Below are 14,970 nucleotides of genomic sequence, written 5' to 3'. Positions count from 1 at the left end.
CTGTTGCCAAATAACAAAAAACCCCGAAAAATCGGGGCTTTATGCAACTGGACCCTGTTTGCCGCTAGGCGGCCTCGGTACAACTTTCGAGCAAGTGTCATTTTCAAATGTTGATCGAGAAAAGCGGGTTTCAATCGAAAAGTGTATTTGAAAATAAACACTTAAAGGAAAGTGGTTGCGGGGGCCGGATTTGAACCGACGACCTTCGGGTTATGAGCCCGACGAGCTACCAGGCTGCTCCACCCCGCGTCCGAAAACGTGGCAAATACTACGCCGATAATCGCAAAATTGCAAGTTATCTCTGGGATTTGGTACCGAGGATGGGACTCGAACCCACAAGCCCGTTAGGGCACTACCACCTCAAGGTAGCGTGTCTACCAATTCCACCACCTCGGTACTGATTCTTACTGCTAACGGCCGTTGTTCTTTCGAGTTCACAACCACCGTTTTCAAACTTTGTTGCGGCTTACTGCGGGATATCGCTGCTCGGCTTGGCTGGTGCCGCCGGCGCGGTCGTCTGCTCAGTTTTCACTGGCTGACCCAGGTTTTCCCACTCGCTGCCTTTCTTGCTCTGGTTGCTGCTGAGGTTGCCCAGAATCAGGCTGATGACGAAGAACAGCGTCGCCAGCACAGCAGTCATGCGGGTCATAAAGTTACCGGAACCACTCGAACCGAACAATGTGCCTGATGCACCTGCTCCGAAAGAGGCTCCCATATCAGCGCCTTTACCTTGCTGCAACATAATCAGAGCAACCAGCCCGATTGAGATCAGCAGGAAAATTACCAGAAGAGCTTCGTACATAGTAGTACCCGTATCCTTGCGGCCTTACCGCATGCCAAATGCTTCACACTCATCAAGCAGGCGTTTTTATAAACTGCCTACTGAAGCGGGTGTGAATACTAACCAAAGCCGCCAACCCGCGCAAGGGCAATTTGCAGCCGCCGGCGCGTTTGCGGAAAAAAACGCCAACAATCGCCTGTTCGGGCTCAGCGATGCCAAGCCCGGCGGCTAACTGTCTGTTTTAACCTGCGGATTTCACCGCGTCGGCGATGCGATGCGCCAGCGCGGTCACCTGCTGCTCGTCTTCGCCTTCCACCATCACGCGGATCAGCGGCTCGGTGCCCGATTTGCGCAGCAGCACCCGGCCGCGGCCGGCCAGCTCGGCCTCCACCTGCTCGGTGACTTTGCGCACCGCGTCGGACTCCAGCGGGTTGTGCTCGCCGGCGAAGCGCACGTTGACCAGGATCTGCGGCAGCAGCTTCATGCCGCTGCACAGGTCATGCAGGCTCATGTGATTGCGCACCATGGCGGTCAGCACCTGCAGCCCGGCCACGATGCCGTCGCCGGTGGTGGTTTTGTCCAGCAGGATCACATGGCCGGAGTTTTCCGCGCCGATGCGCCAGCCCAACTCCTGCAGCTTCTCCAGCACGTAGCGGTCGCCCACTTTGGCGCGAGCGAACGGAATGCCCAGCTGTTTCAGCGCCAGCTCCAACCCCATATTGCTCATCAGGGTGCCGACCGCGCCGCCGCGCAGCTGGCCCTGACGCAGGCCTTCACGGGCGATGATGTACAGGATCTGGTCGCCGTCCACCTTGTTGCCCAGGTGATCCACCATCATCACGCGGTCGCCGTCGCCGTCGAACGCCAGGCCGACGTGCGCTTTTTCCTTCAGTACGCGCTCTTGCAGCTGACGCACATCGGTAGCGCCGCATTTTTCGTTGATGTTCATCCCGTCCGGCTCAACGCCGATGGCGATCACCGTGGCGCCCAACTCGCGCAGCACGCTCGGCGCGATGTGGTAAGTCGCGCCGTTGGCGCAGTCAACCACGATTTTCAGCCCCTTCAGGCTCAGCTCGCTCGGGAAGGTGCCTTTGCAGAATTCGATATAGCGGCCGGCGGCGTCGATGATGCGGCTGGCTTTACCCAGCTCGGCGGACTCCACGCAGGTCAGCGGTTTTTCCATCTCGGCTTCGATCGCCTCTTCGACGTTGTCCGGCAATTTGGCGCCGTCGATCGAGAAGAACTTGATGCCGTTGTCATAGAACGGGTTGTGCGAAGCGGAGATGACAATGCCCGCTTCCGCGCGGAAGGTGCGCGTCAGGTAGGCCACCGCCGGCGTGGGCATCGGCCCGGTGAAGGAGGCGGACAATCCGGCGGCCGCCAGGCCGGCTTCCAGAGCGGACTCCAGCATATAACCGGAGATGCGCGTATCCTTACCGATGATGATCTTGCGGGAACCGTGACGCGCCAGCACTTTACCGGCCGCCCAGCCCAGCTTCAGCACGAAGTCAGGCGTGATGGGGCTGTCCCCGACCTTGCCACGGATGCCGTCGGTGCCAAAATATTTGCGCTCGCTCATGTCTCTACTGTCCCTTAGCTGAAAGTGTTGCCTCGACGACACGCATCGCCTCGACGGTTTCTTTAACGTCATGCACTCTGACAATCTGCGCACCCTGCATCGCCGCGATCACCGCGCAGGCCACGCTGCCGATAACCCGTTGATCCGGCGGCACGTTCAGCAGTTGTCCAATCATCGATTTGCGCGACATGCCGACCAACAGCGGCAAACCGAAACGATGAAATTCCGACAACCGGGCCAGAAGCTGATAGTTGTGCGACAAATTTTTACCGAAACCGAAGCCTGGGTCGAGCAGCAATTTCTGATTTGTTATCCCCGCCTCGTTACAGCGCCGGATATGGTGCTCGAAAAACGTCTGAACGTCGGCGATCAGATCGTCGTAGTGCGGCGCCTGCTGCATGGTGCGCGGCTGCCCCTGCATGTGCATCAGGCAGACCGGCAAACCGCTTTCCGCCGCCGCCGCCAGGGCGCCCGGCTCCTGCAGCGAACGGATGTCGTTGATCAAGTGTGCGCCGGCGTGCGCCGATTCGCGGATCACACCCGCTTTCGAGGTATCGACCGAGATAAAGACTTCAAAGCGCTGCGCCAGCGCTTCTACCACCGGCACGACCCGCTCAAGCTCCTCCTCTTCGCTCACTTCCGCCGCCCCCGGCCTTGTCGATTCGCCGCCGATATCAATCATCGTGGCGCCGGCCGAAATCAGCGCATGCGCATGCACCAGCGCCTGGTTCAGGGTGTTGTGGCGGCCGCCGTCGGAAAACGAATCCGGCGTCACGTTGAGGATGCCCATCACCTGCGGATGGGAGAGATTGAGCGTCATGTCGCGCACGGTTAACTGCATGGTTGGTCCACCTTACTGTTGCCTGGTTCACTGCCCGCCGGGCAAAAAAAAACCCCGGCATGCCGGGGTTTGATGTTATTACACAGCCGCTGTTACTTGTCGAGCTGTTCGGACATGGTGTTGCCCGGCGTTGGGGTGCGCGGCTCATCTACCGGCGTCGGGGCTTTTGGGGTGCCGCCGTTGTCGGAGCTGTTGCCTTTGTTCGCATCGTCCCAGCCCGCCGGCGGACGCACGTCTTTGCGGTTCATCAGATCGTCGATCTGCGGCGCATCAATGGTTTCATACTTCATCAACGCATCCTTCATCGAGTGCAGGATGTCCATGTTTTCCATCAGCAGCGAGCGAGCACGCGTGTAGTTGCGTTCGATCAGCGACTTCACTTCCTGGTCGATGATACGCGCGGTTTCATCCGACATGTGCTTCGCCTTGGCCACGGAACGGCCCAGGAACACTTCGCCCTCTTCTTCCGCATACAGCAGCGGCCCCAGCTTCTCGGAGAAGCCCCATTGGGTCACCATGTTGCGGGCGATGGAGGTCGCCACTTTGATATCGTTCGACGCACCGGTAGAGACTTTTTCCGGCCCGTAGATGATCTCTTCCGCCAGACGACCGCCGTACAGGGTGGAGATTTGGCTCTCCAGCTTCTGACGGCTGGCGCTGATCGCATCCCCTTCCGGCAGGAAGAAGGTCACGCCGAGCGCCCGACCACGAGGAATGATGGTGACCTTGTGCACCGGATCGTGTTCAGGAACCAGGCGGCCAATGATGGCGTGGCCCGCTTCGTGATACGCGGTCGACTCTTTCTGCGCTTCAGTCATCACCATGGAGCGGCGTTCCGCACCCATCATGATCTTGTCTTTGGCTTTCTCGAACTCCACCATCGACACCACGCGCTTGTTGCCGCGGGCGGCGAACAGCGCCGCTTCGTTGACCAGGTTGGCCAAGTCGGCACCGGAGAAGCCCGGCGTACCGCGCGCAATGACGGAGGCGTCGATGTCAGCCGCCAACGGCACGCGGCGCATGTGCACCTTCAGGATCTGCTCGCGGCCGCGCACGTCCGGCAGCCCGACCACGACCTGACGGTCGAAACGGCCCGGGCGCAGCAGCGCGGGGTCAAGCACGTCCGGACGGTTGGTCGCCGCGATGACGATGATGCCCTCGTTGCCTTCGAAACCGTCCATCTCAACCAGCATCTGGTTCAGGGTCTGTTCACGCTCATCGTGACCGCCACCCAGGCCGGCGCCACGCTGGCGACCGACGGCGTCGATTTCATCGATGAAGATGATGCACGGCGCGGCTTTCTTCGCTTGTTCGAACATGTCGCGCACGCGGGATGCACCCACGCCGACGAACATTTCGACGAAGTCGGAACCGGAAATGGTGAAGAACGGTACCTTCGCTTCGCCGGCGATCGCTTTCGCCAACAGCGTTTTACCGGTCCCCGGCGGGCCAACCATCAGCACGCCTTTCGGGATCTTGCCGCCCAGCTTCTGGAAACGGCTCGGTTCGCGCAGGTATTCCACCAGTTCGCTCACCTCTTCTTTCGCTTCGTCACACCCGGCGACATCGGCGAAAGTGGTCTTGATCTGGTCTTCCGTCAGCATGCGGGCCTTGCTCTTGCCGAAGGACATCGCGCCCTTGCCGCCGCCGCCCTGCATTTGCCGCATAAAGAAGATCCAGACCCCGATCAGCAACAGCATCGGGAACCAAGAGATAAAGATAGAAGCCAGCAGGCTCGGCTCTTCAGGCGGCTCGCCGACAACTTTCACATTCTTCGTTAACAACGTATCCAGCAACTTAGGATCGTTGACAGGGATGTAGGTCGTGTATTTGTTACTGTCTTTCTTGGTAACGTTAATTTCACGTCCGTTGATTCGCGCTTCGCGAACCTGGTCCTGGGTCAGTTCGGACATGAAGGTAGAGTAATCCACCCTACGGCCATTCGACTCGCTGGGCCCAAAGCTCTGGAATACAGACATCAACACTACCGCGATGACTAACCAGAGAATTAGGTTTTTCGCCATGTCACTCAAGGGATTAACCTCATCTTACAACTGTGTTAACAAACAGCGTTAGGGTACTACAGTTTGCGCCCTGTCGCTACAATGTACACTTCGCGCGAACGGGCGCGGGAAGCGTCTGGCTTACGAATCTTAACCTTCGTAAACAGGGAGCGAATTTCCCGTAGGTACTCGTCAAAGCCATCTCCCTGGAACACCTTCACCAGGAAACTTCCGCCTGGTGCGAGGACATCACGACACATATCCAGCGCCAACTCCACCAGATACATCGACCTTGGAATATCGACCGCCGGGGTGCCACTCATATTCGGGGCCATATCGGACATGACCACCTGAACCTTACTCTCGCCTACTCGTTCCAACAGTGCCTTCAGCACCAGTTCATCACGAAAATCGCCCTGAAGGAAATCGACGCCAACGATAGGATCCATTGGCAAAATATCACAGGCGATGATGCGCCCGGTACCGCCGATTTGGGTGACCACATACTGCGACCAGCCGCCCGGTGCGGCGCCCAGATCAACCACGGTCATGCCCGGTTTGAACAGTTTGTCGCTCTGCTGTATTTCATCAAGTTTAAACCAGGCACGGGAACGCAGTCCCTTTTTCTGCGCCTGCTGTACATATTTATCGCTAAAGTGTTCTTGTAACCAGCGACTGGAGCTAGCCGAACGCTTTTTATTAGCCATCTCGTTTTCCAACTATCATAAAAAGAGTCTTATGTCAGGGTCGCTGCTCACGTAGACTCACACCGGTGAAGACCGATTTGGTGATATACATGAGATGGCGGTAGAATGTACCGTTTTCAATCCCAACTTAAGCAAAAAAGACAATGAATCTGAATAATAAACAAAAACAGCACCTGAAAGGCCTGGCGCATCCGTTAAAACCGGTGGTGATGCTGGGCAATAACGGTCTTACCGAAGGGGTGCTGGCTGAAATTGAACAGGCTCTGGAGCATCATGAGCTGATCAAGGTAAAAATCGCCGCTGAAGATCGCGAAACCAAGACCCTGATCGCCGACGCTATCGTGCGTGAAACGGGCGCCTGCAATGTGCAAGTTATCGGCAGTACGCTTATTCTTTACCGCCCGTCGAAAGAGCGCAAGATCAGTCTACCGCGTTAATAACCATCAGGTTAACGAAAAGGTGCCATGCGCCTGACCAAGATAAAAGGCCGCTTGCGGCCTTTTTCCTATCTTTACAAAACGTTGGCGCATTAATGACCAACGGTCCCGATCAGAGATACTCGACCTTCAGGATCTCGTATTCCACGTCGCCGCCTGGGGTTTTGATCACCACCACATCGTCTTGCTCTTTGCCGATCAGGCCGCGCGCCATCGGCGAGTTTACCGAAATCAGATTTTTCTTGAAATCGGCCTCATCGTCGCCAACGATGCGGTAAGTCACTTCTTCTTCGCTGTCCAGATTCATCACCGATACGGTGGCGCCGAAGATCACCCGACCGGTGTTCGGCATCTTGGTGATGTCGATCACCTGAGCATTGGACAGCTTGGCTTCGATTTCCTGAATGCGGCCTTCACAGAAACCCTGCTGTTCGCGGGCGGCATGGTACTCGGCATTTTCTTTCAGGTCGCCGTGTTCACGCGCTTCAGCGATATCCGCAATGATTTTCGGGCGGCGCACGCTTTTCAGATATTCGAGCTCTTCGCGCAGTTTTTCAGCGCCAAACAAGGTCATCGGAATTTGGTTCATCGTATAAATACCTCTAAATCTTTCCTGTTCAAATAACCGTCATCCTGACGTATTCGTATGAAAACACGGTTGGCATACCGCCCCCCGCCTCCAGGCGACAAACAAAAGAAACCTGACTCGGAACGGAGCCCAAGCCAAGATCGGTTTTGCATTTTGATACGCATTTTAGCCTAGAGTTCCTTGAGGGTCATCGTTTACTTTTTCCCTGATTGCACCGTAGTATGACGGCACGTTATCCAGCTGTTATCCCGAGATTATGCGTTTTTCACGAATTGTCAGTGCATTGGCTTGCGCATTTGTTCTGAATGCGAATGCGGCCCCGGTTGAAGAGTACACACAATATCTGCCTGATGGGGCCAACCTTGCCCTGGTCGTTCAGAAGATCGGCGCCGGCTCGCCGACGATCGATTACCACTCTCAGCAAATGGCGCTGCCGGCCAGTACCCAAAAAGTGCTGACGGCGCTGGCGGCATTGCTGCAACTCGGGCCCGATTACCGTTTCACCACCACGCTGGAGAGCCAGGGCGATATCCGCGACGGCGTGCTGCGCGGCAACCTGATCGCTCGCTTCAGCGGCGATCCGACCTTCAAACGCCAGAGCCTGCGCAATATGGTGGCCGTCCTGAAAAAGCAAGGCGTGCGCCAAATCAGCGGCGATGTGCTGGTCGATACCTCGGTCTTCGCCAGCCATGACAAAGCGCCCGGTTGGCCGTGGAACGATCTGACGCAGTGCTTCAGCGCGCCGCCGGCCGCCGCCATCGTCGATCGCAACTGTTTCTCGGTCTCGCTGTACAGCGCGCCGAATCCGGGCGACATGGCGTTTATCCGCGTCGCCTCCTATTATCCGGTTAATATGTTTAGCCAGGTGCGCACCCTGGCGCGCGGCTCGGCAGACGCGCAGTACTGCGAGCTGGACGTGGTGCCGGGCGAGCTGAACCGCTTTACCCTGACCGGCTGCCTGACGCAGCGCAGCGAGCCGTTGCCGCTGGCCTTCGCCATCCAGGACGGCGCCAGCTATGCGGGCGCCATCTTGAAAGACGAGCTGACGCAGGCCGGCATCCAGATCGACGGGCATTTGAAACGCCAGACGCGTCCCGGCATTACCGGCACGGTGATCGCGCAAACCCAGTCGGCACCGCTGCACGATCTGTTGAAGATCATGCTGAAAAAGTCGGACAACATGATTGCCGATACCGTCTTCCGCACCATCGGCCATGAGCGCTTCGGCGTGCCGGGCACCTGGCGAGCGGGCTCCGATGCGGTGCGCCAGGTGCTGCGCCAAAAGGCCGGCATCGATCTGGGCAATACCATCATCGCCGACGGTTCCGGCCTGTCGCGCCACAACCTGCTGGCCCCGGCGACCATGATGCAGGCGCTGCAGTACATCGCGCAGCACGACAACGAGCTGAACTTTATCTCGATGCTGCCGCTGTCCGGCTATGACGGCACCCTGCGCTACCGCGGCGGCCTGCATGAAGCCGGCGTCGACGGCAAGGTGTCGGCCAAGACCGGCGCGCTGCAGGGCGTCTACAACCTGGCGGGCTTCATCACGACCGCCAGCGGCCAGCGCATGGCCTTCGTGCAGTATCTCTCCGGCTACGCCGTGCCGCCGGAAGATCAGAAACAGCGCCGCGCGCCGCTGGTGCGCTTCGAAAGCCGCCTGTATCGGGATATTTACCAAAACAACTGAGGGTCGTCATGAAGCTGCTGGTCGTTGAAGATGATGAACTGCTGCAACAGGGGCTGGCGTTGGCGCTGACCGGCGAGGGTTACGTCTGCGACTGTGCCGCCACGGCGGCGGAGGCCAACAGCCTGCTCATCACCAGCCAATACAGCATGGTGATCCTGGATCTCGGCCTGCCGGATATGGACGGCGCGGCGCTGCTGCGGCAGTGGCGCCGCCAGCAGATCGATCTGCCGGTGCTGATCCTGACCGCCCGCGACGCCCTGGAAGATCGCGTCGACGGGCTGGACGCCGGCGCCGACGACTATCTGGTCAAACCCTTCGCGCTGGTTGAGCTGCAGGCGCGCGTGCGCGCCCTCCTGCGGCGCTACCAGGGCCACAGCGACAATCTGATGCAGGTGGATGACCTGCAGTTGAACCTCTCCAGCCAGCAGGTCTACCTGCAGCAACAACCGGTGGAGGTCACGCCAAAAGAGTTCGCCATTCTGTCGCGCCTGATCATGCGTGCCGGGCAGACGGTCAACCGTGAGCTCCTGCAACAAGATCTCTACACCTGGCAAGACGATCTGGGCTCCAACACGCTGGAAGTGCACATCCACAACCTGCGCCGTAAACTGGGCAAGGATCGCATCCGCACCGTGCGCGGCATCGGCTACCGCCTGGAACCTTCCTCATGATCAGCATGCGCCGCCGCCTGCTGCTGATGTTGGCGCTGATCCTGTTGGTCACGCAGCTCATCAGCGCCTTCTGGCTGTGGCACGAAAGCCAGGAACAGATCAGCTTCCTGGTGGACGAAACCCTGTCCGCCAAAGTGCGCAGCGAGCGCGTCGATACCGAGATCGCCGAGGCCATCGCCTCGCTGTTGGCGCCTTCGCTGATCATGATGATCGTGACCCTGCTGGCGTCTTTCTGGGCCATCAGCTGGATCACCCGCCCGCTCAACCAATTGCAGCAGCGGCTGGAAAAGCGCTCTGCCGATAACCTGACGCCGCTGCCGATCACCAGCGACAGCCAGGAAATGGTGGCGGTCACCAATGCGCTCAATCAGCTATTCTCGCGGCTGGACAACACCATTCAGCAGGAACGCCTGTTCACCGCCGACGCCGCCCACGAGCTGCGCACGCCGCTGGCCGGCATCCGCCTGCATCTGGAACTGATGGAAAAACAGGGCGTCAAGGGCAGCCAGGCGCTGATCGCCCGCATCGATCAACTGATGCACACCGTCGAGCAACTGCTGATGCTGTCGCGCGCCGGGCAAGACTTTGCCAGCGGCCATTACCAGCATTTCGATTGGGTAGCCGATGTGATCCAGCCGCTGCGTGAAGAGCTCGACGAAATGACCGCCCAACGCGGGCAAACGCTGGCCTGGCAATTGCCGGCCGCCGCCGCGGTGAACGGCGATCCGGTGCTGCTGCGGCTGCTGCTGCGCAACCTGGTCGAAAACGCCCACCGATACGGCCCGGAAGGCGGCGCGATACAGGTGCGGTTAACGCCGCAGGACCGCGGTTATCTGCTGCAGGTCATCGACGATGGCCCGGGGATCAAGGAAGAGATGGTCGGGGAGCTGACGCAGGCGTTTCGCCGCATGGATCAACGCTACGGCGGCAGCGGACTGGGCTTGAATATCGTGATCCGCATCGTGCAGCTGCACCAGGGGCGCTTGACGCTGGAAAACCGCCGCGATGCGCGCGGCCTGAATGCCCAGTGTTGGCTGCCGGAAAAGGCGCTCAAATAATAAGGGCCCAGCGTTGCTGAGCCCTTTATCATCGAATTACTTCTGGTAAATGATTTCGACACCTTCGTCGTCGTCTTCGTCCCAGTCGTCATCCCAGTCGTCATCCGCCTCCGATTCCATCTCCGCCAGCTGTTCGCGGTGATAGTCGTCCCACATGAATTCGACTTTTTCCGGCGCGCTTTCTTCGATCGCCATCGCTTTCGGCTGGGTATTGATGAAGTTCATCACGTCCCAGCACAGCGCGTTGACGCCTTCGCGGTTGGCGGCGGAGATCATGTAGTACTTTCCTTCCCAGCCCATGCCTTCCACAATCGCCTTGGCGCGTTCGGCGGCTTCTTCCTCACCAATCACATCAATTTTGTTGAACACCAGCCAGCGTGGCTTCTGTGCCAGATTTTCGCTGTATTGGTTCAACTCGTTGATGATGACTTTGGCGTTTTCCACCGGATCGGATTCGTCGATCGGCGCAATGTCCACCAGGTGCAGCAGCACGCGGCAACGCTCCAGGTGTTTCAGGAAGCGAATGCCCAGGCCCGCGCCTTCGGAGGCGCCCTCGATCAGCCCCGGAATGTCGGCGACCACAAAGCTCTGCTCGTGGTCCATGCGCACCACGCCCAGGCTTGGCACCAGCGTGGTAAACGGATAATCGGCCACCTTCGGCTTGGCGGCGGACACCGCGCGGATGAAGGTCGATTTGCCGGCGTTCGGCAGCCCCAGCATGCCCACATCGGCCAGCAGCAACAGCTCCAGCAACAGATCGCGCGCTTCGCCGGCGGTGCCCAGCGTCTTCTGACGCGGCGCACGGTTGACCGACGATTTGAAACGGGTGTTGCCCAGACCGTGCCAGCCGCCTTTGGCGACCATCAGTTTCTGCTCGTGACGGGTCATGTCGCCGAGGATCTCGCCGGTGCCCTGATCCTTCACGCGCGTGCCGACCGGCACCTTGATGATGACGTCTTTACCGCGTTTACCGGTACAGTCGCGGCTCTGGCCATTCTGACCGCGCTCGGCGCGGAAAGACTTCTCAAAGCGGTAGTCGATCAGGGTATTGAGGTTCTCGTCCGCCAGCAGGTAGACGTCACCGCCGTCGCCGCCGTCGCCGCCGTCAGGCCCACCGTTAGGGATATATTTTTCGCGGCGGAAGCTGACGCATCCGTTGCCGCCATCGCCTGCAACGACCAGAATCGCTGCTTCATCTACAAACTTCATTTACCGTCTCCGTAAATCATTCACCGGGCTGCTTCAAAGGAGCAACCTGGGGGGGTTCTGCCCGTCGCGGCCACCACCGGTGACCAATTGCGGAAAACATAGCGCCCGCCACGACCACAAACGCGCCAACATAGCCGACGAGATTTAACGTCGGCGCGGCGAACGCCTGGGGCCAGGCCAGCGCCAATAAATCAGAAAACAGCAGGGTAAACAGCGGGGTCAGCGTCACCAACGCACTCACCTGCGCCGCCTGCCAGCGCGCCATCGCTTCCGCCAGCGCGCCATAGCCGATCAACGTGTTGGCGCCGCAAAACAGCAGGCACGCCAATTGCCAGCCGCTAAGCTGGAAAATCACCTCGGGTTTGGCCAGAGGGAACAACGCTATCGCACATAAAGTGTACAACATAACCAGGATCTGCGGCGAAGCCAGCCGTCGCAGCAATACCTTCTGCGCCACGCCGTAGCTCACCCAGACCATCGCCGCACACACGCCCAGCATGACGCCCAGCGTGTAGTCCGTCAGCCGGGTAAAGATCTCTATCAGACTGACGTTGAAAAACAACATCAGTCCACAAATCAGCATCAAGGCGCCAATGACCTGGGTGATGCGCATGCGCTCTTTTAAAATCAGCACGCTGGCGAACATCATGCCCACCGGCGACAGCTGGCCAATCACCTGCGACGCCGTCGGGCTCAGGTATTGCAGCGAGGAACTGAAGAACACAAAGTTGCCCAACAGCCCCGCCGTGGCGATCGCCAACAGCAGCAGCCAACGCGGTTGACGGAACATCTTCAGCGGCGGCAGCTTGCCGCGCACCGCGAGGATCACGCCCAAACCGATGGCGGCCATGGTAAAGCGATACCAAACGACGGTAAACGGCTCCATCACCGCCAACACTTCTTTCATCGCGATCGGCAACGCGCCCCAGCAAACCGCCGTGGTTAACGCCAGGGAAATACCCACGCCGACCTGCTGCTTCGTATCCATATTACCTTCGCCAACGCTGACGGGGCTGCCCGCAGGCAACCCATAAATGTAAAAAGCCCCGCAACGAATTGCGGGGCTTACATCTATTTCGTAAGGCTCGAAAAATTATTCAGCTTCGATGCTGATGAATTTACGATTGCTCGGGCCTTTAACTTCGAATTTGACTTTACCGTCTTTCAAAGCAAACAGAGTGTGGTCTTTGCCGCAACCCACGTTGGTACCAGCGTGGAATTTGGTGCCGCGCTGACGAACGATGATGCTGCCTGCCAGTACTGCTTCGCCGCCAAAGCGTTTTACGCCCAGACGTTTAGCTTCTGAATCGCGACCGTTACGAGTCGAGCCGCCAGCCTTTTTGTGTGCCATTAATCCGCTCTCCTAACTTAAGCGCTGATGCCGGTGATTTTAACGTCAGTGAACCACTGACGGTGGCCCTGCTGCTTACGGTGGTGTTTACGACGACGAAACTTAACAATTTTAATTTTCTCGCCACGACCGTGAGCAACGACTTCAGCTTTGATCTTGCCGCCATCGACGAAAGGAACGCCGATTTTGATATCTTCGCCATTAGCGATCATCAGAATCTGGTCAAACTCAACCGCTTCACCAGTTGCGATGTCCAGCTTTTCCAAGCGAACGGTCTGACCTTCGCTTACTCGGTGTTGTTTACCACCACTTTGGAAAACCGCGTACATATAAAACTCCGCTTTCCGCGTGCCCGACTGTGTTAGTTCAGAGCGCGCTATAAATATTCACAATAGGGCGCGAATTCTACGCAAAAAAGCGGCGCATGACAAGAGCAGAATAAGACCAGATGTACAAAAAAGAAGAAAAAAAACACAGTTTCTTTCGTGGCGTTTATCTGAACCGTTTTTCAAGTACAATCATAGGGACAGTTACCGCCATGTACCGATGTGAGCAGCGATCTCAACGCGGTGAAGAGAAACACAGCTGAAAAAAACACAATGAACCTAGAGCAAATTACCGAGTTAACCGCGCAAGATATGGCGGCCGTGAACGCAACAATTCTCGAACAGCTGAATTCCGATGTCACGCTCATCAATCAGCTTGGCTATTACATTATCAGCGGTGGCGGTAAACGCATCCGGCCGATGATCGCCGTCCTGGCGGCGCGAGCGTTGGGCTATGAAGGCAACAAGCACGTCACCGTCGCCGCCCTGATCGAATTCATCCATACCGCCACGCTGCTGCATGACGACGTCGTCGACGAATCGGACATGCGCCGCGGCAAAGCCACCGCCAACGCCGCGTTCGGCAACGCCGCCAGCGTGCTGGTCGGCGACTTTATCTATACCCGCGCCTTCCAGATGATGACCAGCCTGGAATCGCTGCGCGTGCTGGCGCTGATGTCGGAGGCGGTCAACGTCATCGCCGAAGGCGAAGTGCTGCAGTTGATGAACGTGCACGATCCTGACATCAGCGAAGAAAGCTATATGCGGGTGATCTACAGCAAAACCGCCCGTCTGTTTGAGGCGGCGGCGCAATCGTCGGCGATCCTGTCCGGCGCCAACGCCGAGCAAGAGAAGGCGCTGCAAGATTATGGCCGCTACCTCGGCACCGCTTTCCAGCTGATCGACGATCTGCTCGACTACAGCGCCGACGGCAGCACCCTGGGCAAAAACACCGGTGACGATCTGAATGAAGGGAAACCGACCCTGCCGCTGCTGCACGCGATGCACAACGGCGACGACGCACAGCGTGAGATGATCCGCGGCGCGATTGAGCAAGGCAACGGTCGTCATCTGCTGGAGCCGGTATTGCAGGCGATGCAACAATGCGGTTCGCTGGAATACACTCGCCAACGCGCCGAGGAAGAAGCCGACAAGGCGATCGCCGCGCTGCAGGTCTTGCCGGCCTCGGAGCACCGCACGGCGCTGGAAGGCCTGGCGCATCTGGCAGTGCAACGCGACTTTTAAGAAACAAAAGTTTCTTAACGTTCTTATCAGGCCCGCTGATGCGGGCCTGTCTAGGTATTGTTCTCTTCGTCAATGCGCGCCAGCAGGCCGCCTATCCCTTCCCGCATCAGGAAAGCCACCATTTTCTCGCGCTCGCTCTCCGTCAAATGGTAGTAATACTCGATCCATACCGCTAACGGATCCTGGCGTTCTACGTCATACGCCGCCCCATCTTCTTTCAGCATCAGCAGGTTGCGCGCGCCAGGCGGCAGGCTGTCGATATGATACTCCAACGCTTTTCCCTGCACGCCTTTACGCCTGCGGCTTATCCAGCCTTCGCGCCGGGCCATCAGATTGATTCCCTGTGGTGAGGAAGGTAATCCTGCGATGCCTGTCAGTTCCTTGGCGGCAAACCACTCGTTTCTCATAGCCATCATCTCTGGGCAATAGTGGGCAAAGTCATTTTTGGAAATTACTTGGGTATTTTTTAGGAAATTTAATGGT

The 14,970-nt window shown here is 58.2% G+C and carries 16 protein-coding genes and 2 tRNA genes; 5 read left to right on the top strand and 13 right to left on the bottom strand.

Annotated elements, in window-relative coordinates:
- Positions 1-172: 172 nt before the first annotated feature.
- The 7 genes from ACMGG9_RS00675 to rlmE all read right to left on the bottom strand — a co-directional run bounded on the left by ACMGG9_RS00675 (position 173) and on the right by rlmE (position 5,911).
- Positions 173-249 (bottom strand) — tRNA-Met (locus ACMGG9_RS00675).
- Between the two features lie 60 nt (positions 250-309).
- Positions 310-396: transfer RNA gene (locus ACMGG9_RS00670), tRNA-Leu, on the bottom strand.
- Positions 397-466: 70 nt separating this feature from the next.
- Positions 467-802: a preprotein translocase subunit SecG gene (gene secG, locus ACMGG9_RS00665; RefSeq protein WP_004933519.1), complete on the bottom strand. Its 336-nt coding sequence runs from the start codon at positions 800-802 to the stop codon at positions 467-469.
- Positions 803-1,022: 220 nt separating this feature from the next.
- A complete protein-coding gene (gene glmM, locus ACMGG9_RS00660; protein ID WP_033651476.1) occupies positions 1,023-2,360 on the bottom strand; it encodes a phosphoglucosamine mutase in 1,338 nt (445 codons plus the stop codon).
- Positions 2,361-2,364: 4 nt separating this feature from the next.
- Positions 2,365-3,201, bottom strand: a complete 837-nt coding sequence (folP, locus tag ACMGG9_RS00655; protein ID WP_033651477.1) for a dihydropteroate synthase — start codon at positions 3,199-3,201, stop codon at positions 2,365-2,367.
- Positions 3,202-3,293: 92 nt separating this feature from the next.
- Positions 3,294-5,225, bottom strand: coding sequence for an ATP-dependent zinc metalloprotease FtsH (gene ftsH / locus ACMGG9_RS00650; protein ID WP_004933529.1), 1,932 nt, complete (start codon positions 5,223-5,225; stop codon positions 3,294-3,296).
- A 56-nt stretch (positions 5,226-5,281) separates the two neighbouring features.
- A complete protein-coding gene (rlmE, locus tag ACMGG9_RS00645) occupies positions 5,282-5,911 on the bottom strand; it encodes a 23S rRNA (uridine(2552)-2'-O)-methyltransferase RlmE (RefSeq protein ID WP_004933533.1) in 630 nt (209 codons plus the stop codon).
- Positions 5,912-6,054: 143 nt separating this feature from the next.
- Here rlmE and yhbY point away from each other — a divergent pair, with 143 nt between their 5' ends.
- Positions 6,055-6,348: a ribosome assembly RNA-binding protein YhbY gene (yhbY, locus tag ACMGG9_RS00640; RefSeq protein ID WP_004933536.1), complete on the top strand. Its 294-nt coding sequence runs from the start codon at positions 6,055-6,057 to the stop codon at positions 6,346-6,348.
- Between the two features lie 112 nt (positions 6,349-6,460).
- Here the strand turns inward: yhbY and greA are convergent, their stop codons facing one another.
- Entirely contained in the window at positions 6,461-6,937 is a 477-nt protein-coding gene (gene greA, locus ACMGG9_RS00635; protein ID WP_004933539.1) for a transcription elongation factor GreA, read from the bottom strand.
- Between the two features lie 256 nt (positions 6,938-7,193).
- On the opposite strand from greA, the gene dacB reads away from it, so the two are divergent.
- The 3 genes from dacB to pmrB are packed head-to-tail and all read left to right on the top strand — an operon-like array spanning position 7,194 to position 10,356.
- On the top strand, positions 7,194-8,627 hold the full coding sequence (gene dacB, locus ACMGG9_RS00630; RefSeq protein ID WP_025159591.1) for a serine-type D-Ala-D-Ala carboxypeptidase: 1,434 nt from the start codon (positions 7,194-7,196) through the stop codon (positions 8,625-8,627).
- Between the two features lie 8 nt (positions 8,628-8,635).
- The gene (pmrA, locus tag ACMGG9_RS00625) at positions 8,636-9,298 is read left to right on the top strand and encodes a two-component system response regulator PmrA (protein ID WP_033641655.1); all 663 of its coding nucleotides are present in this window, start codon (positions 8,636-8,638) and stop codon (positions 9,296-9,298) included.
- Positions 9,295-10,356, top strand: a complete 1,062-nt coding sequence (gene pmrB, locus ACMGG9_RS00620; RefSeq protein WP_033641653.1) for a two-component system sensor histidine kinase PmrB — start codon at positions 9,295-9,297, stop codon at positions 10,354-10,356. Before pmrA ends, pmrB begins: the two co-directional genes overlap by 4 nt.
- A 36-nt stretch (positions 10,357-10,392) precedes the next feature.
- Here pmrB and cgtA read toward each other — a convergent pair whose 3' ends face one another.
- The 4 genes from cgtA to rplU all read right to left on the bottom strand — a co-directional run bounded on the left by cgtA (position 10,393) and on the right by rplU (position 13,245).
- On the bottom strand, positions 10,393-11,565 hold the full coding sequence (cgtA, locus tag ACMGG9_RS00615) for an Obg family GTPase CgtA (protein ID WP_033641651.1): 1,173 nt from the start codon (positions 11,563-11,565) through the stop codon (positions 10,393-10,395).
- A gap of 16 nt (positions 11,566-11,581) precedes the next feature.
- Complete coding sequence (locus tag ACMGG9_RS00610) at positions 11,582-12,553, bottom strand: DMT family transporter (RefSeq protein WP_033651479.1); 972 nt, start codon at positions 12,551-12,553, stop codon at positions 11,582-11,584.
- A 105-nt stretch (positions 12,554-12,658) separates the two neighbouring features.
- The gene (rpmA, locus tag ACMGG9_RS00605) at positions 12,659-12,916 is read right to left on the bottom strand and encodes a 50S ribosomal protein L27 (RefSeq protein ID WP_004933559.1); all 258 of its coding nucleotides are present in this window, start codon (positions 12,914-12,916) and stop codon (positions 12,659-12,661) included.
- Between the two features lie 17 nt (positions 12,917-12,933).
- Positions 12,934-13,245 (bottom strand): 50S ribosomal protein L21, encoded by a 312-nt coding sequence (gene rplU / locus ACMGG9_RS00600; protein WP_004933561.1) that lies wholly within the window; start codon positions 13,243-13,245, stop codon positions 12,934-12,936.
- 270 nt (positions 13,246-13,515) lie between these two features.
- Between rplU and ispB the strand changes: the two genes are divergently transcribed.
- Positions 13,516-14,487, top strand: coding sequence for an octaprenyl diphosphate synthase (gene ispB / locus ACMGG9_RS00595; protein ID WP_033641648.1), 972 nt, complete (start codon positions 13,516-13,518; stop codon positions 14,485-14,487).
- A gap of 50 nt (positions 14,488-14,537) precedes the next feature.
- Here ispB and ACMGG9_RS00590 read toward each other — a convergent pair whose 3' ends face one another.
- Positions 14,538-14,894, bottom strand: a complete 357-nt coding sequence (locus ACMGG9_RS00590; RefSeq protein ID WP_164106790.1) for a DNA-binding protein — start codon at positions 14,892-14,894, stop codon at positions 14,538-14,540.
- Positions 14,895-14,970: the final 76 nt, after the last annotated feature.

The organism is Serratia sp. BNK-10, assembly GCF_047456065.1.
Taxonomy (GTDB): Bacteria; Pseudomonadota; Gammaproteobacteria; order Enterobacterales; family Enterobacteriaceae; genus Serratia; species Serratia ureilytica.
This window is presented reverse-complemented; position numbering and strand designations above follow the sequence as displayed.

Bases quoted from the DNA above. Each gene is read 5' to 3' on its own strand.
- secG (WP_004933519.1), bottom strand. From the start codon at position 802: ATGTACGAAGCTCTTCTGGTAATTTTCCTGCTGATCTCAATCGGGCTG.
- glmM (WP_033651476.1), bottom strand. From the start codon at position 2,360: ATGAGCGAGCGCAAATATTTTGGCACCGACGGCATCCGTGGCAAGGTC.
- folP (WP_033651477.1), bottom strand. From the start codon at position 3,201: ATGCAGTTAACCGTGCGCGACATGACGCTCAATCTCTCCCATCCGCAG.
- ftsH (WP_004933529.1), bottom strand. From the start codon at position 5,225: ATGGCGAAAAACCTAATTCTCTGGTTAGTCATCGCGGTAGTGTTGATG.
- rlmE (WP_004933533.1), bottom strand. From the start codon at position 5,911: ATGGCTAATAAAAAGCGTTCGGCTAGCTCCAGTCGCTGGTTACAAGAA.
- yhbY (WP_004933536.1), top strand. From the start codon at position 6,055: ATGAATCTGAATAATAAACAAAAACAGCACCTGAAAGGCCTGGCGCAT.
- greA (WP_004933539.1), bottom strand. From the start codon at position 6,937: ATGAACCAAATTCCGATGACCTTGTTTGGCGCTGAAAAACTGCGCGAA.
- dacB (WP_025159591.1), top strand. From the start codon at position 7,194: ATGCGTTTTTCACGAATTGTCAGTGCATTGGCTTGCGCATTTGTTCTG.
- pmrA (WP_033641655.1), top strand. From the start codon at position 8,636: ATGAAGCTGCTGGTCGTTGAAGATGATGAACTGCTGCAACAGGGGCTG.
- pmrB (WP_033641653.1), top strand. From the start codon at position 9,295: ATGATCAGCATGCGCCGCCGCCTGCTGCTGATGTTGGCGCTGATCCTG.
- cgtA (WP_033641651.1), bottom strand. From the start codon at position 11,565: ATGAAGTTTGTAGATGAAGCAGCGATTCTGGTCGTTGCAGGCGATGGC.
- ACMGG9_RS00610 (WP_033651479.1), bottom strand. From the start codon at position 12,553: ATGGATACGAAGCAGCAGGTCGGCGTGGGTATTTCCCTGGCGTTAACC.
- rpmA (WP_004933559.1), bottom strand. From the start codon at position 12,916: ATGGCACACAAAAAGGCTGGCGGCTCGACTCGTAACGGTCGCGATTCA.
- rplU (WP_004933561.1), bottom strand. From the start codon at position 13,245: ATGTACGCGGTTTTCCAAAGTGGTGGTAAACAACACCGAGTAAGCGAA.
- ispB (WP_033641648.1), top strand. From the start codon at position 13,516: ATGAACCTAGAGCAAATTACCGAGTTAACCGCGCAAGATATGGCGGCC.
- ACMGG9_RS00590 (WP_164106790.1), bottom strand. From the start codon at position 14,894: ATGAGAAACGAGTGGTTTGCCGCCAAGGAACTGACAGGCATCGCAGGA.